Genomic DNA, 25,948 nt, shown 5'->3' with positions numbered 1-25,948 from the left:
AGCGAGGAGCACCACACAAACCGAGATTTACCATGACGCCAGCCAGCACCCGCATCCCCAATTTGATTCAGGATATCGAGCGCGCCGTCGCGAATGCCCTGGCGGAAGATGTCGGTGACGGCGACATTACCGCCCAGCTGATCCCGGCAGAGCGCCAGGCCAGGGCGCGGGTAATTACCCGGGAAGACTGCGTCTTCTGCGGCAAAGCCTGGGTTGAAGAAGTGTTTCGCCAGCTGGATCCCGGCATGACAATCCACTGGCTGGTTGAAGACGGGCAGCAGGTAACGGCAGACAGTACGCTGTTCGAACTGAGCGGCAATGCGAGATCCATCCTGACCGGTGAGCGCTGCGCACTCAATTTTGTGCAGACGCTGTCCGGTACCGCTACCACCGCCGCCCGCTACGCCGCCCTGGCCGCAGGCACGGAAATCAAAATCCTGGACACCCGCAAAACCATTCCCGGCCTGCGTACTGCGCAGAAATACGCGGTGCTTTGCGGCGGCTGCAAAAACCACCGCATCGGTCTCTACGACGCCTTCCTGATCAAGGAAAACCATATTGCCGCTGCCGGTGGCATTGCCAATGCCATTGCGCAGGCCCACAAAATCAAACCCGGTGCGCTGGTAGAAGTGGAAGTGGAGAGCCTCGAGGAACTGCAACAGGCACTGGACGCCAATGCCGACGTCATCATGCTGGATGAGTTCACCGATGAGCAGACTGCAGAGGCACTCGAACTTGCCCGCGGTCGCGCAAAAATCGAGATCTCCGGCAGTGTGGATAGCGAGCGACTTGCACAACTGTCCGGGCTGGCAGTGGACTACATTTCATCCGGCAGCCTGACCAAGCACTTGCGAGCGATCGACCTGTCATTGCGCCTACTGTCCGAATAACACCAGCCAAACCACGCCTGCCAGTCGACCGGTGAAATCCGGGGCAGCGGCTTACTCCGCAAGCTGCCCCGAAACCTTCGATTGCCGCATATCTGTTGTATCTGCGCTCGCCTCACCTTCAGCAATGCGCTCGCCCCTTGCCTGCAACTCACCGGTCTCGCCACCGACTACCTCGCGCAAATGGAAACGGGGACGCCGCTTGACCTCTTCATAAATTTTCCCGAGATACTCGCCGATCACCCCCAGGCACAGTAACTGCACGCTGCCAATAAACAGCACCGGCACCATGATCGAGGCCCAACCCGGCACCACGCTGTCGGAAAACATTTTTACGATCAGTACCCAGGCGATCAACCCCAGGGATACTCCACCGGAAATCAGCCCCAGCAATGTAATCGCCCGCAGCGGGGCGATGGAAAACGCGGTCACGCCTTTCCAGGCCAGAGACAGCATACGCCGCAGTGGATACTTACTCTCCCCTGCCAGGCGAGGCCGGCGCGCGTAGGCAACAGAGGCTGAACGGAAACCCAGCTCCCGCACCATGCCACGTAAAAACAGATTGGTTTCCGGGTATTGCAGCAAGGTATCCACTGCGCGGCGCGACATCAGGCGAAAATCCGCATGGTTGAACACCAGATCCACGCCCAGGCTCTGCATAACGCGGTAATAGCCTTCCGCCGTCATGCGCTTGAACCAGGTATCGCTGTCGCGCTCGTTGCGCACCCCGTAAACCACCTCATTGCCCTCGCAGTAGGCCGCGATCATCGGGGCAATATTCTCAGGACCATCCTGCAGGTCTGCGTCGATACTCACCACCATATCTTCTACGGTATGGGCGAGTCCGGCGTAAAGTGCATTCTGATGGCCGCGATTGCGTGAGAGCGCCAGCGAGACAATGCGCGCATTGTCGCGGGCGAGCTGCTCCAGCATTGGCCAGGTGGCATCGCGACTGCCGTCGTCCACAAAATAGATTTTGGATAAACGCCCAATGTGCCCCTCGCGCTCCAACCTATCCAGCGTCTCCAACAGTTCGGCTACCGTATCTGCCAACACCGCTTCTTCGTTGTAACAGGGTACGACGATGGCCAGCGTGGGCGCCCCTGCAGAGCTTCCCGATGCTACCGGTTCGTTATCGGTGGGCGCTGGTTGCGTGTTTACGAATTCCATTGCGGCTCCCGGTAAATCCAGAATTGATGCAGGAGAAAATTGCCGATAAGCGTCACCAGGGTGGCGCAAACCTGCGCCAGCAGATACGGCAATATCGACAGGGTCAGGGAGAAGATCAGGGTATTCATGGCAAGCCCGATAACAGCCACCAGCACAAACCTGGGCAGTGCTTCGCGGTGGCGGGCGCGGCCAGCGAAAGTGAGATAAAAGTTCAGCCAGTAATTCACCGCCGCCGACAGCAAAAACGCCAGAACAGAGGACGGCACCTCGGCGACACCAATAAATTCCACCAGCGCCACCAACAACAGGTATTGCACCCCCGTTGCCACACCACCCACCGCGGCAAACCGACCGGCGCGGCCGAGCAGCGGTTTTAAAAACGTTGGAGCATCAGGCAGTCGCATTGTGATCTTCCCGATCGGGCAATGACGTTTGCGTATCCCGCGACTGGGTCGACGAAGCCGTCGACGGCGCAGATGAAATATTCGATGTAAGGAAAGCGGGCAACCCCTGCTCGATCTCCGACACTTGCTGGTCGCGGCCAGCTCGCCGGCGACGCGCCACCGCAGCCAGTAACATCACCTGTACCAACAATAATCCTTCAGCCGGTTTGCGGTAACGCCCTTCATTGACCGCAATGGGCAACAGCCCCTGCACCAGAATCCAGGTCATCAGCAGCACACTGAACAGTCGCGCGCCCTGCATTCGCCGCCAGTAAAGCGCGGAGGCAATCACCAGCAAAAATGTCAGCGGTGCCCACATCCAGCGGCTGTGATGATTCACGGTTTCCAGCCAGCGTTCGCGGTTGTTGTCCGGCCAGGAGGAACCAAAAAATAGATACACTAGGTTTTCTTTGGTCAGCGCCAGATAGCGCTCTGCGGTCAGCGGATAATTGGCCAGGGCCTTGTGCCAATCTTCCGCACCTTTTTCGATATGAATACGCGCGTGCACCTGGCCGTCGCGGGCCGTCGTCCAGTCGCTCAGGGGGGCCAGCGGCTTTTCCCCGGTGGAGGGAGACCCAAACCAGTAATTCCACTGCGCCCCTTCGCGGCTGTAATGCACATGGATTTCGCGCTTCCCGGAGCGTAGATACAATGCAACCAGTTGCCCGATCCCGTGAGGAGAAACCATGCTCATGGCGGCATAGCTGCGATACGCCAGTGGCCCCATTACCAGCCCGAGTATTAGCAGACTGAAACCGGCCTTCGCTATTTTCTGTGACTGCACCAGCCACAGCCAGCTTGTCACCACCGCTGCCAGTGGAATCGCTATCCCCCGGGTCAATCCCGCCAGCATCCAAAGTGCCACCATCAGCAGAAAACTGGCCAGCGTCTGCTTGCGCCGGCAGCGCCAGCTGGCATACAGCGCCGCTCCCAGCAGAGGCAACAGCAAGGTTTCCTGCATGAAATAGCTGTAAATCGCGATCCATCCCGGCAGCAGGGATATCGCAGCCCAAACTGCTGTGGCCTGCAGACGACCGGGCAGCAGTTCACGGGCAAACCGGTACCAGATCCAGGGCGTCAGGCAGGCAAGCAGAGCGGTATACAGAGCAACCAGGAAGGGTTCACCAAGGGTCAACTTGGCCAATACACCGATATACACCTGATACATCACCGGATCGGTCATGGTCATGGGGTCCCGGCGCAAGGTTTCGGTGCCCTGCTCCCAGTGCCGCTGGGGATCACTCCAGATATGGTCCATCGGGTTAAAGGTGAAGATGTGTTCCACCCGCAGCCAGATACCCAGTGCAATCAGCAGGTACAGGCCCGCATAAGCCCACCAGCGGCAGTCGATACGATATGCGCCGGGCGGTATCCAGGCCATCATGACCTCGCCGATACGGGCCCTATCCCAGCCGTTGATTTCAGACTTGGCACGCTGCCACCAGTAACCCGGCAGCAGCCGATGACTCCCCCAATCCATGTCGCACTACCTCTTTATTTTTGATTTTTTTGTAGCTGTCAGGCGCCGGCCGAGCCGGCCTCAGCCTGATGAGCAGGCGCCGCTGGTGAAGTTGCCGGGGGCTTGCCGGCCGCCTCACCAGTAGAGTGGAACAGGCGACCATTACCGAACCGCAGTGCCGGGAACCAACGCCCGAGGAACGCAAACATACCCTGCTCGGCAATGTAATTGGCGTAGGTCACATAGGTCGGATCCCAGGACAGGTGCCGCTCCTCGGTGCGCGCACGCATGAAGTAAATGAAGTTCACCATCAATAGCAGCAATGAGTGGCGCAGGGCCTCCGGCACCGTGGCACTCACCATGAACGGCATGGAGATCATCCACCAGGACAGGTTTTTACTGATATAGGCCGGGTGCTTGGTATAGCGGTATGGGCCATTGGTCAGAATGCCGCGGTGGGTCAGGTTTGAGAAACGAATGCCGAACGGAATGCTGGCCCAGACATATATGGCGATCAACAGCAGGATGCCGCTGCCCCAGATGCCATACACCAGCGGCGTGTCCCAGAACCAGTAACCCCAGGCTGGGGCATCGTCGTACTTCAGGTAGGTACCGGAAAACAGGCTCCAGAACGGCTGGTAACCAATCAACGCCACGCCCCACCCGAGAAAACTGGGTTCGGCAGTACGGATATGCGCGTCGAACAGTCGCAGTGTGCATACATAACCCACGGTGACGAACAGCAGGTCGATGTAAAACAGGAAGTTGAACGTGAAGTCGAATACCGCCTTGAAGCTGCCCAGCAGGCGGACGAAGTCGAAGTTCAACAGGGTATTCAGGTTATTGCCCAGGTAGACAAACATCAGTGGCAGGAAGAACAGCTTCACCAGCCAGCCGAGGTAGAGCTGACCAATCGCCTTGCCGGACACACCTTCGCGCTGCCCGAGGATCCAGCGCCCCAGTTGCCAGTAACTGTCTTTGGGTTGCGCCATGGCGCCATCGAGCAGGTAAAAGTACGGTACTGCCAGCAGCATCCACCAGGGCAAGACGGCGCGCACCACGGAAAAGTAGTTGTCGTAGAAGGAACCGTGATACTCCGGGAACAGCCAGTAGACGAACGCCACTGAGCCCACACTCACATAGAAACCCAGCAGTTTTACTGCCGTTCTGGGCACGCTGTGATTTGTCCGGCGAAAGTCCAGCCCCGCAGAGGGGTTGCGATAGGGCTTGAGGAAGAACCACTCAAGCATAATGATGGGCAAAGCCAACGCTACGGCAACCACCACCAGGGACTGGGTTTTGACGTCCAGATCCCGGCCGTATTCCCGCAGCCAGTAAACCGCGGCCAGGGAAACTGCCAGTGCGACCAAATTGATCCAGATACTGGTAGGCGCGCTCGGGCAGGCGGGAGCCTGGAGTGCATTCGAGGTGGGAGCGCCCTTGTCATGGCGATGATCGCCACTCTGGCTGCTACCCTGGCTGCTACCCTGACCGCTATTGCGGACAGACTTGTGTCTCACACCGGTTTTGTTTTTTATTTTTTTCATCGTTAATCCAACTGGCACTCACAATGGCACACCACATTGCCGCTTGAACCAGCAGCAGGGCCCTCTTCGCGACCAGGAGGTACCAACCAAAGTGGCCAGACCACAGGTCATAATTGCGCCAGTTTACCCAGTTCCTGCGCCCATCGCCACGGTCGCGGTCAGGGCAGTGCCCGGGGAAGGAAGTCAGTCGCCAGTCGCGCTGCCGGTATTCTCACTTTCACCGCCGCTGCTGCCGATATCCGGAGCATCATGCGTGCTACTTGAGTGACCGTGATGATGTTCGCCAGGCTGAGCCTCATGGCTGTGCGCCTCAGGTTCTGGAGACTCGCTGTGGGTACCGTGATGCATATGTTGATGACTACCATGCCCGGTTTCGTGCCCCGCCTCATGCCCAGACGCATGCGCCCCATGTCCATGGCCCAGAGCACCCCACAGGGTCCAGAGGCCAAACAGCAAAACCAGCAACGCCATCGCCAGTCGCACTCCCGACTTCTGCACCAGGGTTCTAAGGCGGGCCGCAGCTACACCGGTGGCCATAACCGCAGGCACAGTCCCGAGTCCGAAGGCGAGCATGGCCAGTGCAGCCTGGTAGCTATTGCCCTGAGCCAGTGCGAACGCTAAAGCGCTGTAAACCAGGCCACAGGGTAGCCACCCCCAGAGCGCTCCCAGTGCCACGGCCTGGGGAGTGGAGTTGACTGGCAGCAACTGTCGGGACAGGGGTTGTACCAGCTTCCAGAGCAGTGAACCGCCCCGCTCCAGCCACACCAGACCGCGCCACCAATCCGCCAGATAGAGGGCCATGGCAATCAACATCAACCCAGCGAGGACCCGCAATGGCGCCAGCCCGGTCGCAATATCCGTCGCCAGATAGGCGCCCAGAGTACCCACCAATAGCCCCATCAAGGTATAGCTGGCCACGCGCCCAGTAGAGTATCCCAGCAGGCGGGGCCAGGCGGTCCGCTGCCCGGGCACCGCAAGGCCCAGCGCACCGGAAATACCACCGCACATACCGATACAGTGACTGCTACCAAAAAAACCAATCGCCAGGGCTGCGCCCAGGTAGCTCCAGTCCACCATCACGGCTGCTCCGGAGAGTCTTGCGCTGGGGCTTTCGCATGTTCAGCTTGCAGGGCCGAAGGCGTTAACGGTGGAGTGGAATTGTGCGGTGAAGTGGGATTGTGCGGGCGTTTGGGCTCATCATCGAAGAGTATCCGGCGCGCTTCGGTTTCCAGGTCATCGTACTGACCACTATTGACCGCCCAGAAAAACAGCTTCACCGCGATGGCGACAAAGACAACAACAATGGGGACCAGTAGAAAAATACTGTCCACGACTTACCTCAATAAGATTAAAAGCGTTTCGCGGCCATCGCCTTTACGGTGGCGCCTTTACGATGGTGCCTTTACGACGACGGGTTAGCCCTGCGGCTGCCAGCGCGACAGCCGCAGTGCGTTGACCACCACAATCAGTGAACTCAGCGACATGCCAATCGCGGCGGCCCAGGGAGGCACCAGTCCGAGGAACGCCAGTGGCAACGCCAGGGCGTTATACGCAACGGCCCAGGTCAGGTTCTGGCGAATAATTGTGCGACACTTGCGTGCCAATGCAAAGGCTCTTGGCAAAGCCCGCAGGTCACCCTGCAATAAAATGGCGTCCGCACGGGATTGCGCCAGGTCCGCCGCCGACATCATCGCCACCGACACGTCGGCCCCAGACAGTACCGGCACATCGTTGATACCGTCCCCCACCATCAGCAGCCGTTCGCCACGACCCTGTAGCTGCTGCAGGTGCGACAGTTTTTCTTCCGGAGAAGCGCCAGCGCGGTAATGGTCAATACCAGTAAGCGTTGCCAGGCGGGGCACTTCTGCGGATTGATCACCGCTCAGCAGTTCCGTTGCCAATCCTCCAGCCTGTAGCTGGGCGACCGACGCCGGGGCACTGGGGCGCATTTCATCGCCCAACCCCAGCCAGGCGATCGCCCCCGCGGAATCCCCCAGCAGCAGCCACTGCCCCTCCCCCTTCGGGGTTTCAGGCAGCACCGCGCCTTGCGGGTCGGCCGCGCACTCTTCCAGCACAAAATCCGCCCGCCCCAGCCGGTAAGGTATCTGGTTACAGACCCCGGCCACGCCGCATCCGGTAACGGAGCGCAACTCCTGCGCCACTCGATTGCCACGCCAGGAACGGAAAGCCCGCGCCAGCGGGTGGTTATTCTCGGCTTCCAGGGCAGCTGCGATATCCCTGACATCCTCCTCAGTCCAGCCGGGGCGCAGCAGCTGAATACTGCGCAATCCCGGCTCCCCTTCGGTAAGGGTTCCGGTTTTGTCAAAGATAACCCGGGTAAGCTGGGGCAAGGTTTCCAGCACATGCCCACGAGCCACCAGCAACCCCAGCTGCTGCAGGCGCAAGGTTGCTGCCGCCAGCGCCGCGGGCGTAGCCAGTGACAGGGCACAGGGACAGGTCACCACCAACACCGACAGGGCAATCCAGAAGGCGCGATCCGGCGCCTGCTGCCACCAGAAGACAAAAGCGGCGACGGCAATACACAAGACGGCGGCAATAAAACGCCCCGCTATACGGTCTGCCAACGCTACCTGTGTCGGCTTGTCCAGTTGCGCCCGCTCTACCAGCTTTTCGATCGCAGACAGGCGGGTGCTTTTACCCGCGGCAGTAATCCGCACGGTGAGTGAGGAATCACCATTGACACTTCCGGCAAACACCTGACTGCCAGCCGATTTCTGCTGTAGTGCGGACTCCCCGGTGAGTATGGACTCATCCACCCCGCTGGCACCCTCAACCACCATGCCATCCGCGGGCACCGTATCGCCGGGGCGCAGCAGTATCCGGTCTCCCGCGACAAGAGCGGTCACCGGAACCGAGTCCACCGCGCCGCTGCCCGCGTGCAAACGCAGCGCGGCCAGGGGCAACAATTGCGCTAAGCCGCCACTGGCCAGGCCCGCCCGGTGGCGCGCACGCATCTCGACCGATCGCCCCAGCAATAAAAAGAAGGTGAACATGGACACCGACTCGAAATAAACCTCGCCGGTCTCGAATACGGTGGCGTAGACACTGGCACCGTAAGCCAGGCCGATCGCCAGCGAGACAGGTACATCCATGACCAGTTGGCCGCTGCGCAGAGCGCGCCAGGCAGCGGCAAAAAACGGCTGCGCGGCATAGCAAACCACCGGCGTTGCGACGATCAGGGATACCCAGCGGAAAAACTGCTCAAACTGGCTGTCGATGCCCTTGCTCGCCCCGAAATACAGCGCGATGGCGAACATCATTACCTGCATGGTACCCAGCCCCGCGACACCAAGGCGACGCATAGCCGCACGGCGTTCCTGCAATATCAGGCGCTCGCCGTTGGCGGCCGTGGCGGGTGCCGGGCGGTAACCGATACTGGCAAGGGCTGCAAACAACTGACTAACAGCGATCAATGCCGGGTTGAATACCACCTGCGCGCGGTGGGTACTGGCATTGACCGAAACCCGCTCCACCCCCGGGAGTGCCAGCAGGTGTTTTTCGATCAACCAAACGCAGGCGGCGCAGGTAATGCCGCCGACGAGCAAACTGGCAATGCGCAGAGGAGAATCGGCAGAATGGGAGGACGGCAAGGCGTCGAAATCGCGCACAAACTCACCCTGCACCTCAGGTAGATCGTAAGCGCTCCAGTTGCCGATTGGGGAGGTGTCCTGTTGTGCCGTAGTGTCCGGACGCTCACTGTTCTGTTCGCGGTAGCGATAGAAGTTATCAAGGCCACCGGCAACAATCGCACCCGCCACGGCCTCACAGCCGGGACAGCACATAGGGCGCTCGCGGCCATCGATCAAAACGGAGTAGTGGCTCCCCTCGGCGACAGGCAGGCCGCAGTGATAACAACCCGCTGGAGAAATTGAGGGTGTGGAATTCGCAGAGGCACTGGCAAGCTGTTCGGTCATCGGACTCACTGCTCGACGGGCTTCAGGGGCACTCCGTTGCCAAGTTCAAAGTTGATTTCACCGCGGAGGCGCCACTGGGCATCCCGGAATTGCTCCGGATTCAGCTCTGGCAACAATTGCAGGTACCAGCGGTGCTGCAACGGCGCCTGCACCTTGCCCTGGTAACGCCCAATCGACACCTGCTCCAGCACGATATGCTCATCCAGGTCGGCTTCAACCGGGTGGCTCAGGGTCAACAACAGCTTTTCCGGATACTCGATCTGGCCGCGCAGATCCAGGGAGACCACCCTGTCGGCCGGTGAAAACAACACCATGGCAGCCAGGTTCAGCGCTCTTGCGCGCTGATCCTGCTCCGCACTGAAGTGGTACATGCGACTGTCTTTGTAGTATGTGTCACTCACCACATCGTCGCTGTAACGCACCGCAATGGAAACCATAACCGCCGAAACAATCACGACCAGAATAAGTGGCGCCATCACCGCCCAAAACCAGGGTTCGCGGTACCAGGGCGCCGGCGCCCGCTCTACGTTGTCCACTCTCTGTCGCTCTCGCTTATCAACCACTATTTATCTACTCGGCGCGCGGATAGCACGCATTTACTCTGGACCTACTTGGGACCTACTTGGGACTGATAAATACCGTTTTGTGCCGATCTTCCAGTTCCGGGGCGTCTTTGGCCTGAATAACAATCACGATATCGTGCTTGGTATCTTTCAGCTGTTCCCGGGGCACACTGACCCGAATGGGCACGGAATATACCTCACCCGGGCTTACCGGAATCCCCCGCTGCATACGCAGCGAGTAGTCATAACCGGCCTTCCCTTCGATCCGCACGCTAAACTCATGCGGTTTCTGATCCATATTGTTGATTTTGACGGTATAGACGTTCTGGACCATCCCCTGGGAAATGCGATACATCCTCGCACCGCGATCCCGCAGTACCTCAGCCTGGACCGGGGAGCGGGTGACGACCTGCTGCGCAAACAGCCCAACCATCAGCAACAGCACCAGACCGTACCCAAACAATCTCGGGCGTGCAAAATTAGTCTTGCCGGTCTCCAGTTCATCTTCAGAGGTGAAGCGGATCAACCCCTTGGGGTATTCCATTTTGTCCATGACGCTGTTGCAGGCATCTACACACAAGCCACAGTTGATGCACTCGTATTGCATGCCATCACGGATATCGATATCGACGGGGCAAACCTGGACACACCAGTAGCAATCAATACAGTCGCCCATGCCCTGGGCTTTGTAATCGATGCCTTTTTTCCGCGGGCCGCGCGCTTCACCGCGCTGGGCGTCATAGTAAACCGCGAGGGTGTCCTTGTCGTACATCACCGACTGGAAGCGTGCATAGGGGCACATGTACTTGCACACCTGCTCGCGTAAAAAGCCCGCGTTCATGTAGGTCGCAAAGGTAAAAAAGGCGACCCAGAATGCGCCCTGCGGATGGGCCTTTAAGGTAGCCAGATCCACTACCAGGTCGCGGATACCGTAAAAATACCCGACAAATGCCAGGGCGGTGGCAAGGGAGATCAGCAACCAGATGGTGTGGGTACCGGTCTTGCGCAGTACCTTTTCCGCACCCCAGGGGGCCGCATCCAGCTTCATGCGCTTGCTGCGATCACCCTCACACACCCGCTCGGCCCAGATAAACATCAGGGTCCAGACCGTCTGCGGGCAAGTAAAACCGCACCACACGCGCCCCAACCAGGTAGTCACCGCAAACAGCGCAAAGGCCGCAATGATCAATAACCAGGCGAGCAGGAAACCGTCCTGAGGGCCGAAGGTGGTCCAGAGAATATGAAACTGGCGCGCGGGGAGGTCAAAATGTACCGCCTGATGCCCATCGATATTGAGCCAGGGGATAAAGAAAAACGCCAGCAGCAGCGGCAAGCCCGTGTACTTGCGAATACGGGTGAAAACACCGCGAATATGGCGGATATAAACTTTGTCATCAGACTCGTAGAGCATGCGATAGCGGACTTCACCATCGCCATCCTGCTCTTCCCGGGTGGGTATTCTATCGCTCACAAAACCTCGCTTCCCGACATTAAGCGGTTCGGGCGTGACTGCAGTTGATGCAATGAGGCTTGTTCTTCTTCCCTGCGGCGCCCTTCCCGGCGAATTGAGTGGTGGCACCGGGCAATCGCTTGCCGGTGATCAACCACCACTCAACGCTACTTCCTATTCAGCGCAAATCCTTACTGCTGAACTTCATCCTGACGAGACAGGCTGTAGACATAGGCTGCTACCAGACGAATTTTGTCTTCGCGCAGTTTTTCTTTCTGAGCCGGCATATGGTTGCTACGACCACCGCGAATGGTGTGCTGGATTTCCTCGCGAGTACCACCATAGAGCCAGATATTGTCGGTCAGGTTCGGCGCACCCAGCGCTTGATTACCTTTGCCGTCCGCGCCGTGACAAGCCATACACACAGTACCGAAGACCTGCTTGCCCTGCTCTGCCATCGCCGCATCATGCTCCAGTCCGTTCATTGCCAGAACGTATTCCGCAGCATTTTTCACGCCCTCTTCACCGATAATCGGGCCTTGCGGAGGCATCAGGCCCTGACGGCCGTTATGCAGGGTTTCGAGGATCTTCTCCGGAGTACCACCATAAAGCCAGTCGCTGTCGGTCAGATTCGGGAAGCCGTAATTGCCACCACCGTCCGCGCCATGACAAACCGAGCAGTTGTTGGCAAAAATCCGCGCACCCATTTTCAGGGCCTCACGACTTTCAGCAATTTTCTCCAGCGGCATGTCTACGTACTGGCCGAAAGACTCTTTGAATTCTGCCTGGGCCTTGGCCTGATCGGCTTTCAGTGCACCCACGGAGGTCCAGCCAGCGACCCCTTTGAAGTTACCCATACCCGGGTAAATCACCAGGTAAATGGCGGAGAATACCAGCGTCAGCACGAACAACAGGAACCACCACTTGGGCAGTGGGTTGTCGTACTCCTCAATGCCGTCGTACACATGGCCTGTGGTGCGGTTTTCCGGATCGTCCTGGTCGTTTACCGCAACTTTGCGGTTTGCGAAAAGAACCCAAGTTACCAATCCAAGATTGGCGAGGGTGAGCACAATTACCCAAACACTCCAAAATGTACTCATTTGTCCTGCCCCTGTTCCTGTTTCTCACCGGCCGCATCGCCGGTACTGGTTTCGCTCTTGTGAGCGGCCTTGTCAGAAGTTTGTTGTTCATCCGCGAACGGCAGCTTGGCATCTTCCTCAAAGCGCTGTTTGCGCTTTGGGGAAAAGGCCCACCAGCAGATAGCAAGGAACGCCAGGGCCCCGAGTACTACTGCAATCTGCCGCAGAATATTGATATCCACTGGTTACCCCCGATTAGCGTTTCTGCTGTACCAGGATACCCAGCTGCTGCAGGTAAGCGACCAGCGCATCGATTTCGGTGACCCGACCACCGACGAACGGCTTGCCTGCATTGGCAATATCTTCATCGGTATACGGCACCCCGACAGAGCGCAGCGCTCGCATCTTTCTCGCGGTGTGTTCACCGGTTACCACGTTGTCAAACAACCAGGGGTAAGACGGCATGATGGATTCCGGGACCACATTGCGGGGATCATAAAGGTGTGCGCGGTGCCACTCGTCCGAGTAACGACCACCCACACGCGCCAGATCCGGACCGGTCCGCTTGGAGCCCCACAGGAATGGGTGCTCATATACATGCTCTTGAGCCATGGAGTAGTGGCCGTAGCGCTCTACTTCTGCGCGCAGCGGACGCACCATTTGCGTATGGCAAACGTGGCAGCCTTCGCGGATGTAGATGTCGCGACCTTCCAGCTCAACCGCGCCAAGCGGCTTCAGACCGGCAAGTGGCTCGTTATTGTTGGAGGTAAAAAACTGGGGAACAATTTCCACCAGGGCACCAAAGCTGATCGCGATGACGGTCAGCACGATCATCAGCCCGATGTTCTTTTCAACAATGTCATGATTCTTCACGATCGATTCCCCTTATACATTCTTCGCGACGGGCAGGTTTTCGTCGTGACGCACTTCAGACTCTTTCGGCTCGTCGGTAATGGTGCGGAACACGTTGTACGCCATCAGGAACATACCGGTCAGGAAGAAAGCACCACCCAGCCAACGTACGATGTAGCCCGGATGACTCGCGATCACGCTTTCCACGAAGCTATAAGTCAGGGTGCCGTCGGCGTTAAAGGCGCGCCACATCAGACCCTGGGTAATACCGTTCACCCACATGGCGGCGATGTAGAGCACAGTACCGACAGTAGCCAGCCAGAAGTGCGCATTGATCAGGCTCACGCTGTACATCTGCTTGCGATTCCACAGTACCGGAACCAGGTGGTACAGGGCACCAATGGAGATCATCGCAACCCAACCCAGGGCGCCGGAGTGTACGTGGCCCACAGTCCAGTCGGTGTTGTGTGACAGCGCATTTACGGTCTTGATGGACATCATCGGGCCTTCAAAGGTAGACATACCGTAGAAGGACAGAGACACCACCAGGAAGCGCAGGGTCGGGTCGGTGCGCAGTTTGTGCCAGGCACCGGACAGGGTCATGATGCCGTTGATCATGCCGCCCCAGGAAGGTGCCAGCAGAATCACGGACATGATCATTGCCAGGCTCTGGGTCCAGTCCGGCAGCGCGGAGTAATGCAGGTGGTGGCCACCGGCCCATACGTAGATGGAGATCAGCGCCCAGAAGTGCACGATGGACAGCTGGTAGGAATAAACCGGGCGGCCCGCCTGCTTGGGCACGAAGTAATACATGATGCCGAGGAAGGCGGCCGTCAGGAAGAAGCCTACCGCGTTGTGGCCGTACCACCACTGGATCATCGCATCCTTGGTACCGGAATAGATGGAGTAGGACTTGAACAGGGAAACCGGAACTTCCAGGTTATTGACGATATGCAGCGCCGCAATGGTGATGATGTAGGCACCAAAGAACCAGTTGGCTACATAAATGTGCGAGGTTCTGCGCTTGGCGATAGTACCGAAAAACACTATTGCGTAAGCGACCCAAACCAGAGCAATCAGAATATCAATCGGCCATTCCAGCTCGGCGTACTCCTTACTGGAGGTGTAACCCAGCGGCAGAGTAATCGCAGCCGCCAGGATCACTACCTGCCAACCCCAGAAGGTGAACGGGATCAGCCAGCCACCCCACAGGCGGGTTTGACAGGTCCGCTGCACGACATAATAAGAAGTCGCAAACAGCACGCTGCCGCCAAACGCAAAAATTACCGCGTTGGTATGCAATGGACGCAGACGACCAAAGTGCGTAAAGGGCTGCCAGATATCGTTGAGGGCTGGCCACGCCAACTGTGCGGCGATCAATACGCCGACACCCATTCCAACAATGCCCCAGACCACCGACATGATGGTGAACTGGCGCACAATGTTGTAGTCATAGTCCGGCAACTTGCCGGCCTCTGCCACCGTTGTCGTCATTGTGTAACTTCCGTTGCTTTTTAAGATTCGTTTCCGTCAAACGCGAGGGAACTCGCCAATAAAGTAGCGGCTATACCCTTCACGGTAGACCGGGCGGGCACAGAAACGACGATTTAAACGCTTCAATCGCCGCTTCTGGCTGATTTAGATCAAGTCTCTGCCTTTACCTGCGGCAATTCGCAGCCGCAGGGCATTCAATTTGATGAAACCTTCGGCATCTTTCTGGTTATAGGCGCCAGCATCGTCTTCAAAGGTGGCAATGCGCTCATCAAACAGGCTGTCTTCAGAACGACGGCCCACTGCAGTGACGCTGCCTTTGTACAGTTTCAGGCGCACTTCACCATTGACGACCGATTGTGACTCGTCGATGGCGGCCTGCAGCATGCGGCGCTCGGGAGACCACCAGTAGCCGTTGTAAATGAGTTTCGCGTAGCGCGGCATCAGCTCATCTTTGAGGTGCGCTACTTCACGATCCAGAGTGATGGACTCGATGGCGCGGTGTGCCTTCATCAGAATGGTGCCGCCGGGGGTTTCGTAGCAGCCGCGAGACTTCATGCCCACATAGCGGTTTTCCACGATATCCAGGCGACCAACACCGTTGGCACCGCCGAGCTTGTTGAGTTTTTCCAGCAAGGTCGCCGGGCTCAGGCGTTCGCCATCAATGGCAACCGGGTCACCCTTCTCAAACTGCAGAGTGATATAGGTAGGCGCATCCGGTGCCGCCTCCGGACTGACACTCCAGCGCCACATATCCTCTTCCGCTTCAGCCCACGGCTCTTCGAGCACACCGCCTTCATAGGAGATATGAAGCAGGTTTGCATCCATGGAGTAAGGCGACTTTTTCTTTTTGTTGGAAAAATCGACCGGGATCTTGTGCTGCTCGCAGTACTGCATGAGCTTTTCGCGAGAATTCAGGTCCCACTCGCGCCAGGGGGCGATAACCTGAATACCCGGCTTCAGTGCGTAGGCACCCAGCTCGAAGCGCACTTGGTCGTTACCTTTACCGGTAGCACCGTGGGAAATGGCATCGGCACCGGTCTCGTTGGCGATTTCGATCAGGCGCTTGGCAATGAGCGGACGGGCGATGGAAGTACCGAGCAGGTACTCACCCTCGTAGATGGTGTTGGCGCGGAACATCGGGAACACGTAATCCCGTACAAACTCCTCGCGCAGGTCATCGATGTAGATTTCTTTGACACCCAACGCTTCCGCCTTGGCGCGCGCGGGCTCCACCTCTTCGCCCTGACCGATATCGGCAGTAAAGGTAACCACCTCACATCCGTAGGTGTCCTGTAGCCAGCGCACGATCACCGAGGTGTCGAGCCCGCCAGAATACGCCAATACCACCTTATCGATCTTGCTCATTACTATCCTCTGTATAGTGGCCCCTGCTGGAGGGGGAAGCCAACATCCACAGATACACGCAGGCCCACAGGGGCGGTGCACCGGTGAAAATCTCGTTCTGGGGGATTTATTTTTGGATGTGTGCCCAGGAATAGCGGATAGCCCGCTTTTTTCGGGGCGCGATTGTAGCGCCTAGAAACGTCTACGACTAGCACCAGAAATGGGGTCGTCAGGTTGGCTACTAAGCAACCAGCAACCCTTGTTTACTTTATATTCAATCTGTCGATCTATGAGGCGTTTGCCGCAGTTTTCGCAATTTTTTGGCGCTTCGGGTAGCATCGGCGCCGCGTTCAATCCGGGAGGAGATATTCGGTGGAGTCCTTGCAGCAAATTACCCTGCGCGCGCCTGACGACTGGCACATTCATTTACGCGATGGCGCAGCCCTGCCACGCACGGTTGGCGACGCCGCCAAGCAGTTTCGTCGCGCCATCATTATGCCCAACCTGGTACCACCAGTGGTGACGGCGCAAGAGGCCCTGGCCTACAAATCCCGCATTGAGGCGGCAGTGCCTGAGGGCGGCAACTTTACCCCGCTGATGGTGATCTACCTGACCGACAACACCACCCCCGAAATGGTGCAGCAGGCACACGCCGCCGGGGTCGTCGCAGCCAAGCTCTACCCTGCTGGTGCCACCACCAATTCCGATTCCGGTGTTACCGATATCCGCAACATCTATCCCGCACTGGAAGCCATGCAGTCCTGCGGTATGAAGCTGCTGCTGCACGGAGAGGTCACCACCAGCGATATCGACATTTTCGATCGCGAGCGGGTATTCATTGAGAATATCCTTGGCCCGGTAGTGAATGACTTCCCCACCCTGAAGATTGTGCTCGAACATATCACCACCGCCCAGGCCGCCGAATTTGTCGGTAAGGCCCGTGACGGGGTGGCCGCCACCATTACCGCGCACCATTTGCTGTACAATCGCAACCATATGCTGGTGGGCGGCATCCGCCCCCACTATTACTGCCTGCCCATCCTGAAGCGCGGCTTTCACCAAAATGCCCTGATCGAAGCGGCCACCAGCGGCAGCCCGAAGTTTTTCCTCGGCACTGACTCGGCCCCTCATGCTCAGGGGAAAAAAGAAGCCGCATGCGGCTGTGCTGGCTGCTATACCGCCTTCAGCGCCATAGAGCTTTACGCGGAAGCCTTTGAGCGCGCCGGCAAACTGGAAAGACTGGAAGGCTTTGCCAGCGAATTTGGCCCCGACTTTTACGGACTGCCGCGCAATAGCGACACCATCACCCTGGTGCGGGAATCCTGGACACTGCCCAGCGGCCTGCCCATGGGATCGGAATCCCTGATTCCCCTGGCCGCCGGCGAAACCCTGAATTGGCGCCTTGCCTGACGCCGATACAGAAATCCCAGGGGCTAGCGACCTAGCGACAATGGAATAGCCCCTGCTCATAACCCGACCGATTTAACGACTGACCCTCAGGAACCCCCGTGACACCAGCAGAAGAGCCCACCGGCCCCAAAAGTCCTTTAGCACAGCGATTTCGCGGCTTCCTGCCCGTCGTGCTCGACCTGGAGACTGGCGGCTTTAACGCGCGCACCGATGCCCTGCTGGAAGTTTCGGCGGTGATCCTGAATATGGACGATGAGGGCACCCTCTACCCGGAGGAAACCCACAGTTTCCATATCGAGCCCTTCGAAGGCGCCAATATCGAGCAGTCGGCGCTGGACTTTATCGGCATTGACCTGGAGTCCCCGGAACGTGACGCCTGGCCGGAGGAGATTGCGCTGCCGGAAATGTTCCGCCAGATCCGCCGCGCCATCAAAAACCACAGCTGCACCCGGGCCATCATGGTGGCCCACAATGCCCACTTCGACCTGGGTTTCATCAATGCGGCCGTGGAGCGCTGTGGCGTGAAACGCAACCCCTTCCACCCCTTCTCCTGCATGGACACCGCCACCCTTGCCGGCCTCGCTTATGGCCAGACCGTTCTGGCCAAAGCCTGCCAGGTTGCGGGCATCCCCTTCGATAACAGCAGTGCCCACTCCGCGGAATACGATGCGGAGAAGACGGCCGAGCTGTTCTGCGGCATCGTCAACCGTTGGCGCGACCTTGGCGGCTGGCCACTACCAGCCCCGGAAAACCCCGCCAGTTAAACCGGTTTTCCCCGACCGGGGCCTTTTGCGACCTTGGTCGCATAGGCACCGCTATTCCGCCCCGCTAGGCTGGGGCGACGTCCAATAAAAATCAGCGGGGAAAGCGATGCTTCAATTTAACCCGCGCGGAATCCTCCGCGCCTCACTCGCACTGTCGTTCGGGCTGTCCCTGGTCGTAGGCGCGACCGCAGCCAGCGCTGGCAGTTGGCAACACAACGTTTCCGTCGGTGGCTTCGACAAGGTCCACATCTACACCCCAGATACCAACTCCCCCATCGGCGATGGCAAGTCACTACTGGTGGTCTTGCACGGGTGTACCCAATCTATCGACGCGTATCTCTCTGCCAACCTCGAAGTCGCGGCCGACGAATTCGGTATGGTAGTCGCAGTACCCGATGCCATGAACAAGGCAGGCTACAACTGCTGGGCTTACTGGCAGGACGATAGATCCCGCACCGCTGGCGACTACAAGAACCTGATCAGCCTGGCGCACTCAATGAGCGGTGACAGCGACCGGGGCATCGATCCCAATCAGGTCTATATCGCAGGACTTTCGTCTGGTGCGGTCTTCGCCAACACCGCGGCCTGTATCGCCCCGGACGTTTTCGCCGGCATGGGAATCAGCGCCGGACCCAGCATAGGCACCAGCCCCGCCGGAGCCATTCGCAGTTGCGAAAAGGCAGATGTTGCAAGTCGCTGCAACAGCTATGCGAGAAGCTATGCCAGCCACTTCAAGACCCAAGTGGCATCCATCGCCCATGGCACCAACGACAACGTGGTCGATGACTGCTACAACACCCAGAATGCTGAGGGTATGGCGGGCGTCTACGGGGTGGAGCGGGTCACTGACACCAAAACGCTCAGTGAGGGCGAGCGCACGGCAACGGAAACCCTGTGGCGGGACGGCCGCGTTTCCATGCTATGGCTAGACGGTGTCGATCACTCCTGGTCTGGCGGCGAAGGGGCCAGTGGTAGCTATATCAACAATGCGGACATCAATTACGCCCGCTATCTGGCGCAGTACTTCATCGCTCACAACCAGCGCGTCGAGCGCTGAGCCCAGGGCGCTCCCGCCCAACCCACCGGGGCCACATGCGAAGCCCCTCTCAACCGGCAAGTCCCAACCCGCAAATCCCAACCCGCAAACGCCTGATTTTTCAGGCTTTTGCGGTCGCTCCCGGGCACCGCCAGTCACCCCGGGAACGGCCAGTCCGGACGGGTGATTTTTTGCACAACTTGTGGTAATATCTGCCGTTCATACATAAATTGGACTGAATTGTGGCTAAAAAAGCATCCAGCACAAGCAAGCGCGGTAAGGAAACTGTATCTCCTGAGTCACGTGAATCAATCGAAGCACAGGTTCAGGCTTTCCTCCAAAACGGCGGGAAAATCGAGCAGGTACCCAAAGGGGTGAGCGGCCAGACAAACACTTCCGGTCCCAAGCACATCACGCTCGGCAAAAAACCTCGCGCCTGATAGCGCTCGTCGCGGCAGCGAGCTGCCGCCGCGCTCTTTTCCTCTCCTCGCGGCCTTTCAGGCACCAGGCCCCGCTTCACGACTTGTCTACCGCGCAAGCAACGGGCTTTATACTCGTACTTCGCCGCCCCCCCCCAATTACACCCCAGTTACGCCCCTTTTTTCGCGCTTTTTCTGGTGCTTTTCCCAGACATAAAAAAAGCGGGGAAACCCCCGCTTCTTAGTGAATGCATCCTAGTTAATGCACCATGCCCTTATGGCATCTCATCCTGCTCTGCACCTTCTTTCACCGGCGGCATCAGATCTTCTTTGGTCGTATTCATTGCCATCAGAATATTGGCGGCAACGTACACCGATGAGAAAGTACCGATCACAACACCCACAATCAGTGCCAGGGAGAAGTTATGGATCAGCTCTCCGCCGAAGAACTGCAACGCCCAGAGCACCAGCAAGGTGGTAAATGAGGTCATGAAGGTACGGCTCAGGGTCTGACTCATGGAAATATTGATGATTTCAGCGGGCTCAGCCTGGCGCACCTTGCGGAAGTTTTCCCGCACCCGGTCATAGACCACGATGGTGTCGTTGATCGAGTAGCCGATAACCGCCAATACGGCAGCCAGTACTGTCAGGTCAAAGTCCAGGCGGAAAATGGCAAAGAATCCAAGAACAATTATCACGTCGTGAATCAAGGCCACTACAGCGCCAACTGCGAACTTGTACTGAAACCGCAGAGCGACGTAAGCCATGACTACCGCCAGGGCAAACAGCATTCCCAGTCCGCCATCGTCACGCAGCTCTTCACCGATCTGCGGGCCGACCATTTCGACGCGGCGCAGGTCAATTCGACCATCGCTATGCTGGCGCAAAGCGCTTACCACTTCGTCACCAATGGAATCGGTTGCCTCAGCGTCGCGGGCATTTTGCTTTGCCTGCTTCTCTGCGACTTCCGGGGGCAGCTTGATCAACAGCTCGCTGTCAGAACCAAATCGCACCACCGCGGCACCGCTGAAGCCCGCTTGTTCCAACTGACTGCGCACATCTTCAATTTTCGGGGCCTTTTCATAGCCCACCTCGATCTGGGTACCGCCGGTGAAGTCCAGCCCCAGCTTGAGGCCGTTCATTCCCAAGGCCACGATCGAGGCAATGACCAGCAGCAGCGAGGCCGCCGCCGCCAGCTTGCGCCAGCGCATGAAGTCGTACACGCGCTTGCCCATATATTCGGTGATTTTTCCGTTCTCTTCTGTAGTTTTACTCATCACCGTCCCCTTAAATCCAGAGTTTCTGTACGCGGCGACCGCCGTAGAACAAGTTGATCAATGCTCGGGTTCCCATGATCGCACTGAACATGGAGGTCAGGATCCCGATGGAAAGTGTCACGGCAAAGCCCTGCACCGGCCCGGAGCCAATCGCGTACAAAATCACCGCCACGATCAACGTGGTGATGTTCGCGTCCACGATCGCACTGTAGGCGTTGTCGAAACCGGCACTAATTGCTGACTGCGGCGATAGCCCGTTGCGTAACTCTTCCCTTATTCGGGAGAAGATAAGCACGTTGGCATCCACCGCCATACCGATCGTCAGCACCATACCGGCGATACCGGGGAGCGTCAGTGTAGCCCCCAGAATGGACATCACCGCGACCAGCAATACCAGGTTGACCGCTAGTGCGATATTCGCCGCCAAGCCAAACACGCGGTAGAAGATCAACATACACAGCACAACAGCCAGCAGGCCGATCTGTACAGAAGTCACACCAACCTTGATGTTGTCGGCCCCCAGGGATGGGCCGATGACCCGCTCTTCCACGAAGTACATGGGTGCCGCCAGAGCACCGGAGCGGAGCAACAGCGCCAACTCCTGCGCTTCAGCGGGGCTACCCAGGCCTGTGGTACGGAACTGGCGCCCCAGAGGGCTCTGGACCGTCGCCAGGCTGATGATTTTCTTGTCGTCGGTGCGCTTCTGGACAATCACTTCATTGCCTTCCGCATCCACCTGTTTCTCGGGCGTGAAACGGCTCTCGACAAATAGGGTACCCATACGGCGGCCGACGTTTTTCCAGGTTGCCCGGTGCATCATTTCACCGCCGCGGGAGTCCAGGGTGATATTCACCTGAGGAAAACCACTCTCGTCATAGCCAACTCGCGCATCGGTCACACGCTCGCCGGAAATGATGATCTTGCGCTCCAGCCACGCACCGCCGTAGGCCGCACGCTCCTGCTCGTCACGATACTCGAAGTACTCTTTATTGGTCACCAGCGCATCGGGCTTGGCTTCCATGCGGTACTCGAGGTTTGCGGTCTTACCGATAATCCGTTTGGCTTCTGCCGTGTCCTGTACACCGGGCAGTTCAACCACAATACGGTTGCGCCCCTGGCGCTGGACAATCGGTTCAGCGACACCCAGCTCATTCACCCGGTTGCGCAACGTCGTCAAGTTCTGGGTAACGGCGTAATCTTCCAGCTGCTTGATTTCCTGCTCAGACAGCGTGGCGCGAATCTCCAGGTTGCCACCACTGCCGGCTTCAGTCAGCTGCAGGGTTGGGAACTCCTTGCGCAAAGTCCGCATACCCAGGCTGCGAAGATCTTCACTGCGGAAACGGGCTACGATTTCGCGGTCGTCTTCCAACTCGACACTGCGGTAACGCGCTTTAGCCCCACGGAGCTTGGATTTAACGTCAGAAACGTAACCTTCCATATTGGTCTTAACGATAGAGTTGGTGTCCACTTCCATCAGGAAGTGCACACCGCCAGCCAGGTCCAGACCGAGCTTCATGGGGCTAGCCCCCAGATCGGAAAGCCACGTCGGCGTGGTCGGCGCCAGGTTCAGAGCCACAACATAGTCGCCATGCCCCAGGAATTCCTGAATAGCACGCTTGGCTGGCAGCTGCTCTTCCATTGATTTCAGTCGCAATAGGACTGACTTGTCCTGGACCTCGCCCCCAAAATAGGAAATGCCAGCCTCGTCCAACGCTTTCTGCGCTTTATTGAGCACATTTTGATCAACCTTAAGAAGGCTGGACTGACCGGAAATCTGCACCGCAGGGTCGGGGCGATAAAGGTTAGGTGCCGCATACAGCAGCCCCAGTCCGGCAATAATCAGGATCAGGAGATATTTCCAGAGGGGATAGCGATTCATGCTTTTCTCATTTTTGGACCGGCCCGCCTGGCGAGCGCATTTTATTGCAATAACTGACCATATGCGGGCGGCACATACCGATTGCAAGCCGGAGCGGAGCCGCCGGTCAGAATTGGGAGCTGATTATACGGGGATAGGAAGTTGGCACAAATCCACACAACCTCCACTTACCCCAGAGGAGGAACTTCCCGACCCAGTCCCTTGTAGAAAGTCTCAACGTACGCATCCAGCTTCTGCTCGGAGATGGCATCACGCAAATTCTGCATCAGACGCTGATAGTGGCGCAGGTTGTGAATCGTATTCAGTTGAGAGCCGAGGATTTCGCCGCATTTGTCCAAATGGTGCAAATAGCTGCGCGAGAAGTTTTCGCAGGTATAGCAATCGCACCCCTCTTCCAACGGTCCGGTATCGTGGCGATGCTTGGCATTGCGGATCTTCACCACCCCGGAAAATGTGAACAGATGGCCATTGCGGGCATTGCGGGTGGGCATAACACAGTCAAACATATCGACGCCCCGGCGCACCGCCTCCACGATGTCCTCCGGCTTGCCCACACCCATCAGGTAGCGCGGTTTATCTGCCGGCATTTTGTAGGCAAGGTGATCGAGCACCTTGATCATTTCATCTTTGGGCTCACCAACCGACAGGCCGCCGATCGCATAGCCATCAAACTCCAACTCGGTGAGCCCGGCCAGGGAAACATCACGCAACTCCGGATACATACCTCCCTGCACGATGCCGAACAGCGCCGAAGGGCTATCCCCGTGTGCGTCTTTGGAGCGTTTGGCCCAGCGTAGTGAAAGCTCCATGGACTTGCGCGCTTCATCCGGGGTGGCGGGATAAGGCGTGCACTCATCGAAAATCATCACGACATCGGATCCCAGATCCTTCTGAACCTGCATCGACTCTTCCGGGCCTACAAACACCGGACTGCCATCTACCGGAGACTTGAAGGATACCCCTTCCTCACTGATCTTCCGCATCTGCCCCAGGCTAAACACCTGGAAGCCACCGGAGTCTGTGAGGATCGGACCCTGCCACTGCATGAAATCATGAAGATCACCATGGGCTTTAATCACCTCCGTGCCCGGTCGCAACATCAGGTGAAAAGTATTGCCCAAAATAATATGCGCACCGATTGCCTCCACATCCCGCGGTAGCATTCCCTTTACCGTGCCATAAGTACCTACCGGCATGAATGCCGGAGTTTCTACCACTCCGCGAGGAAACTGCAGCCGCCCGCGACGAGCTTTGCCGTCCGTCGTATCCAGCTCAAACTTCATAAAACACTGGCGGCTCACGATGACCTCCTCAATAGAACTTTTTGTGTATTTAGTTTACGGGTCACACGTGCCCCACTTCACTCGGGTCCACCGCTGGATTCCGCTCAATCAGCATCGCATCCCCATAGCTGAAGAATCGGTACTTCTGATCAACCGCTTTTTTATATGCCTGCATCGTGTTGCCATAACCAGCAAATGCGCTGACCAGCATCAGCAAGGTCGATTCAGGAAGGTGGAAGTTGGTAATCAGGCGATCAACCACTTTGAATTCATAACCAGGGTAAATGAAGATATCCGTTTCACCCTGTGTCGGTATCAGTTCACCCGAGCGGGCGGCGCTTTCCAGTGCACGCACACTGGTAGTACCCACAGCGATAACCCGGCCTCCGCGGGCTTTGCAGTCTGCAACAGCGGTGCAGACGTCCTCGGACACATCCAGAATTTCCGTATGCATCTTGTGAGTGTGGATATTATCTACCCGCACCGGCTGAAAAGTCCCCGCTCCCACATGGAGGGTTACAAAGGTCGTCTCAACGCCCTGAGCCTTTAGCCCTTCAATCATCGCTTCATCGAAGTGCAGTCCGGCCGTGGGCGCAGCCACCGCGCCGGCATTGCGACTGTACACAGTCTGGTAGCGCTCTTTATCGGTATCATCATCCGCGCGGTCAATATAGGGAGGCAGCGGCATATGCCCAAGGGTTTCCAGAATTTCCAGCACGCCGGGCTCTGGGAACAGCAACTCAAACAGTGCATCGTGGCGCGCGGTCATTTGCAGAGCCAGGTCATTCTCCAAAAGAATTTCACTGCCCGGCTTGGGTGACTTGCTTGAACGAATATGCGCCAGGGCACGTCGTTCGTCGAGCACCCGCTCAATCAGAATCTCGAGTTTTCCACCACTGGCCTTCCGGCCGAAAAGACGCGCTGGAATGACCCGGGTATCGTTAAAGACCAACAGGTCCCCTGGCTGTATCAGCCCGGGCAAGTCAGCAAACTGTCGATGGCTGACCTCCCCACTAGCCCCATCGAGGCACAGCAATCGGCTGCCACGGCGCTCAGCAGTTGGCGCTTTGGCAATGAGCGATTCTGGCAAATCAAAATGAAAGTCCTGGCGTTGCATTACATCAGTCTAGGTGCTTATTGATTGGCCGCGAAGAGTAACGGAAACCGCTCCCGCCGCCAAATCCTGTTGACCGCCACTCGCGCATCGCTATAATCATCGTCCTCTCGGAGCCGAGCTGAAAGCCGGTTACCGACAATGCCAGAGTGGTGAAATTGGTAGACACAGGGGATTCAAAATCCCCCGCCCTTAAAAGCGTGCCGGTTCGAGTCCGGCCTCTGGTACCAAACAAAAAAGCCCTGATTGCGCGAGCACCGGCACTCGGTTCGACCAACCGCGCCAGCGATTGGGACGCCGAAGGCCCTCGCAGGGGCACATCGGCTACGCCAATGTGATCAGTCCGGCCTCGGGCAGCTGGCACCGAAGCTACTTACCCCAACCACGCGGCCGTTATCTGCCAATAAAAAGCCCCGAGTGCTTGCGCGCCCGGGGCTTTTTTATGCTCGATCGGTGGAGCAAACCACAATGAAAAAAGCCCTGACCGCGAAGCGATCAGGGCTTTTGAATAGAAACCTGACGATGACCTACTCTCACATGGGG

The 25,948-nt window shown here is 57.9% G+C and carries 23 protein-coding genes and 1 tRNA gene; 6 read left to right on the top strand and 18 right to left on the bottom strand.

The window, feature by feature from the left end; translation table 11 throughout:
* The first annotated feature begins 32 nt into the window (after positions 1-32).
* On the top strand, positions 33-890 hold the full coding sequence (gene nadC, locus M0G74_RS17980; protein WP_248220147.1) for a carboxylating nicotinate-nucleotide diphosphorylase: 858 nt from the start codon (positions 33-35) through the stop codon (positions 888-890).
* Positions 891-941: 51 nt separating this feature from the next.
* Here the strand turns inward: nadC and M0G74_RS17975 are convergent, their stop codons facing one another.
* The 14 genes from M0G74_RS17975 to M0G74_RS17910 form a co-directional block, all read right to left on the bottom strand.
* Positions 942-2,057 carry a glycosyltransferase family 2 protein gene (locus M0G74_RS17975; RefSeq protein ID WP_248220146.1) on the bottom strand — a complete coding sequence of 372 codons (1,116 nt, stop codon included), beginning with the start codon at positions 2,055-2,057 and terminating at the stop codon, positions 942-944.
* Positions 2,045-2,461, bottom strand: coding sequence for a GtrA family protein (locus tag M0G74_RS17970; RefSeq protein ID WP_248220144.1), 417 nt, complete (start codon positions 2,459-2,461; stop codon positions 2,045-2,047). Before M0G74_RS17970 ends, M0G74_RS17975 begins: the two co-directional genes overlap by 13 nt.
* On the bottom strand, positions 2,448-3,980 hold the full coding sequence (locus M0G74_RS17965; RefSeq protein WP_248220143.1) for a hypothetical protein: 1,533 nt from the start codon (positions 3,978-3,980) through the stop codon (positions 2,448-2,450). Before M0G74_RS17965 ends, M0G74_RS17970 begins: the two co-directional genes overlap by 14 nt.
* A 38-nt stretch (positions 3,981-4,018) precedes the next feature.
* A complete protein-coding gene (locus tag M0G74_RS17960; RefSeq protein WP_248220141.1) occupies positions 4,019-5,506 on the bottom strand; it encodes an isoprenylcysteine carboxylmethyltransferase family protein in 1,488 nt (495 codons plus the stop codon).
* A gap of 183 nt (positions 5,507-5,689) precedes the next feature.
* Positions 5,690-6,583: a sulfite exporter TauE/SafE family protein gene (locus M0G74_RS17955; protein WP_248220177.1), complete on the bottom strand. Its 894-nt coding sequence runs from the start codon at positions 6,581-6,583 to the stop codon at positions 5,690-5,692.
* Positions 6,583-6,837 (bottom strand): cbb3-type cytochrome oxidase assembly protein CcoS, encoded by a 255-nt coding sequence (gene ccoS / locus M0G74_RS17950; RefSeq protein ID WP_248220139.1) that lies wholly within the window; start codon positions 6,835-6,837, stop codon positions 6,583-6,585. Before ccoS ends, M0G74_RS17955 begins: the two co-directional genes overlap by 1 nt.
* Positions 6,838-6,921: 84 nt before the next feature.
* The gene (locus tag M0G74_RS17945; RefSeq protein WP_248220136.1) at positions 6,922-9,441 is read right to left on the bottom strand and encodes a heavy metal translocating P-type ATPase; all 2,520 of its coding nucleotides are present in this window, start codon (positions 9,439-9,441) and stop codon (positions 6,922-6,924) included.
* A 5-nt stretch (positions 9,442-9,446) separates the two neighbouring features.
* The gene (locus M0G74_RS17940; RefSeq protein WP_248220135.1) at positions 9,447-10,004 is read right to left on the bottom strand and encodes a FixH family protein; all 558 of its coding nucleotides are present in this window, start codon (positions 10,002-10,004) and stop codon (positions 9,447-9,449) included.
* A gap of 55 nt (positions 10,005-10,059) precedes the next feature.
* Entirely contained in the window at positions 10,060-11,475 is a 1,416-nt protein-coding gene (gene ccoG / locus M0G74_RS17935) for a cytochrome c oxidase accessory protein CcoG (protein WP_248220133.1), read from the bottom strand.
* 170 nt (positions 11,476-11,645) lie between these two features.
* Positions 11,646-12,554: a cytochrome-c oxidase, cbb3-type subunit III gene (ccoP, locus tag M0G74_RS17930; protein WP_201276948.1), complete on the bottom strand. Its 909-nt coding sequence runs from the start codon at positions 12,552-12,554 to the stop codon at positions 11,646-11,648.
* The gene (locus tag M0G74_RS17925) at positions 12,551-12,775 is read right to left on the bottom strand and encodes a cbb3-type cytochrome c oxidase subunit 3 (RefSeq protein WP_160153083.1); all 225 of its coding nucleotides are present in this window, start codon (positions 12,773-12,775) and stop codon (positions 12,551-12,553) included. Before M0G74_RS17925 ends, ccoP begins: the two co-directional genes overlap by 4 nt.
* A 13-nt stretch (positions 12,776-12,788) precedes the next feature.
* The gene (gene ccoO / locus M0G74_RS17920) at positions 12,789-13,406 is read right to left on the bottom strand and encodes a cytochrome-c oxidase, cbb3-type subunit II (RefSeq protein WP_248220130.1); all 618 of its coding nucleotides are present in this window, start codon (positions 13,404-13,406) and stop codon (positions 12,789-12,791) included.
* Between the two features lie 12 nt (positions 13,407-13,418).
* Positions 13,419-14,879, bottom strand: a complete 1,461-nt coding sequence (gene ccoN / locus M0G74_RS17915; protein WP_160153081.1) for a cytochrome-c oxidase, cbb3-type subunit I — start codon at positions 14,877-14,879, stop codon at positions 13,419-13,421.
* 144 nt (positions 14,880-15,023) lie between these two features.
* The gene (locus M0G74_RS17910; RefSeq protein WP_248220128.1) at positions 15,024-16,244 is read right to left on the bottom strand and encodes an argininosuccinate synthase; all 1,221 of its coding nucleotides are present in this window, start codon (positions 16,242-16,244) and stop codon (positions 15,024-15,026) included.
* A gap of 360 nt (positions 16,245-16,604) precedes the next feature.
* Between M0G74_RS17910 and pyrC the strand changes: the two genes are divergently transcribed.
* The 4 genes from pyrC (at position 16,605) to M0G74_RS17890 (ending at position 19,873) form a co-directional block, all read left to right on the top strand.
* Complete coding sequence (gene pyrC, locus M0G74_RS17905; protein ID WP_248220174.1) at positions 16,605-17,633, top strand: dihydroorotase; 1,029 nt, start codon at positions 16,605-16,607, stop codon at positions 17,631-17,633.
* A gap of 98 nt (positions 17,634-17,731) precedes the next feature.
* On the top strand, positions 17,732-18,397 hold the full coding sequence (gene rnt / locus M0G74_RS17900; protein WP_160153078.1) for a ribonuclease T: 666 nt from the start codon (positions 17,732-17,734) through the stop codon (positions 18,395-18,397).
* A 106-nt stretch (positions 18,398-18,503) separates the two neighbouring features.
* Complete coding sequence (locus M0G74_RS17895; protein ID WP_248220126.1) at positions 18,504-19,454, top strand: PHB depolymerase family esterase; 951 nt, start codon at positions 18,504-18,506, stop codon at positions 19,452-19,454.
* 221 nt (positions 19,455-19,675) lie between these two features.
* The gene (locus tag M0G74_RS17890; RefSeq protein WP_160153076.1) at positions 19,676-19,873 is read left to right on the top strand and encodes a hypothetical protein; all 198 of its coding nucleotides are present in this window, start codon (positions 19,676-19,678) and stop codon (positions 19,871-19,873) included.
* Positions 19,874-20,127: 254 nt separating this feature from the next.
* On the opposite strand, the gene secF is transcribed toward M0G74_RS17890, so the two are convergent.
* From secF to queA, 4 genes are all read right to left on the bottom strand, one after another.
* Positions 20,128-21,129: a protein translocase subunit SecF gene (secF, locus tag M0G74_RS17885; RefSeq protein ID WP_248220125.1), complete on the bottom strand. Its 1,002-nt coding sequence runs from the start codon at positions 21,127-21,129 to the stop codon at positions 20,128-20,130.
* Between the two features lie 10 nt (positions 21,130-21,139).
* On the bottom strand, positions 21,140-23,008 hold the full coding sequence (gene secD, locus M0G74_RS17880) for a protein translocase subunit SecD (protein WP_248220123.1): 1,869 nt from the start codon (positions 23,006-23,008) through the stop codon (positions 21,140-21,142).
* A 167-nt stretch (positions 23,009-23,175) separates the two neighbouring features.
* Entirely contained in the window at positions 23,176-24,309 is a 1,134-nt protein-coding gene (tgt, locus tag M0G74_RS17875; protein ID WP_248220121.1) for a tRNA guanosine(34) transglycosylase Tgt, read from the bottom strand.
* 43 nt (positions 24,310-24,352) lie between these two features.
* Positions 24,353-25,408 (bottom strand): tRNA preQ1(34) S-adenosylmethionine ribosyltransferase-isomerase QueA, encoded by a 1,056-nt coding sequence (gene queA, locus M0G74_RS17870; RefSeq protein WP_248220120.1) that lies wholly within the window; start codon positions 25,406-25,408, stop codon positions 24,353-24,355.
* 140 nt (positions 25,409-25,548) lie between these two features.
* On the opposite strand from queA, the gene M0G74_RS17865 reads away from it, so the two are divergent.
* Positions 25,549-25,635: transfer RNA gene (locus tag M0G74_RS17865), tRNA-Leu, on the top strand.
* Positions 25,636-25,948: the final 313 nt, after the last annotated feature.

The sequence above is a fragment of the Microbulbifer sp. CAU 1566 genome, assembly GCF_023156515.1.
Lineage (GTDB): Bacteria > Pseudomonadota > Gammaproteobacteria > Pseudomonadales > Cellvibrionaceae > Microbulbifer.
This window is presented reverse-complemented; position numbering and strand designations above follow the sequence as displayed.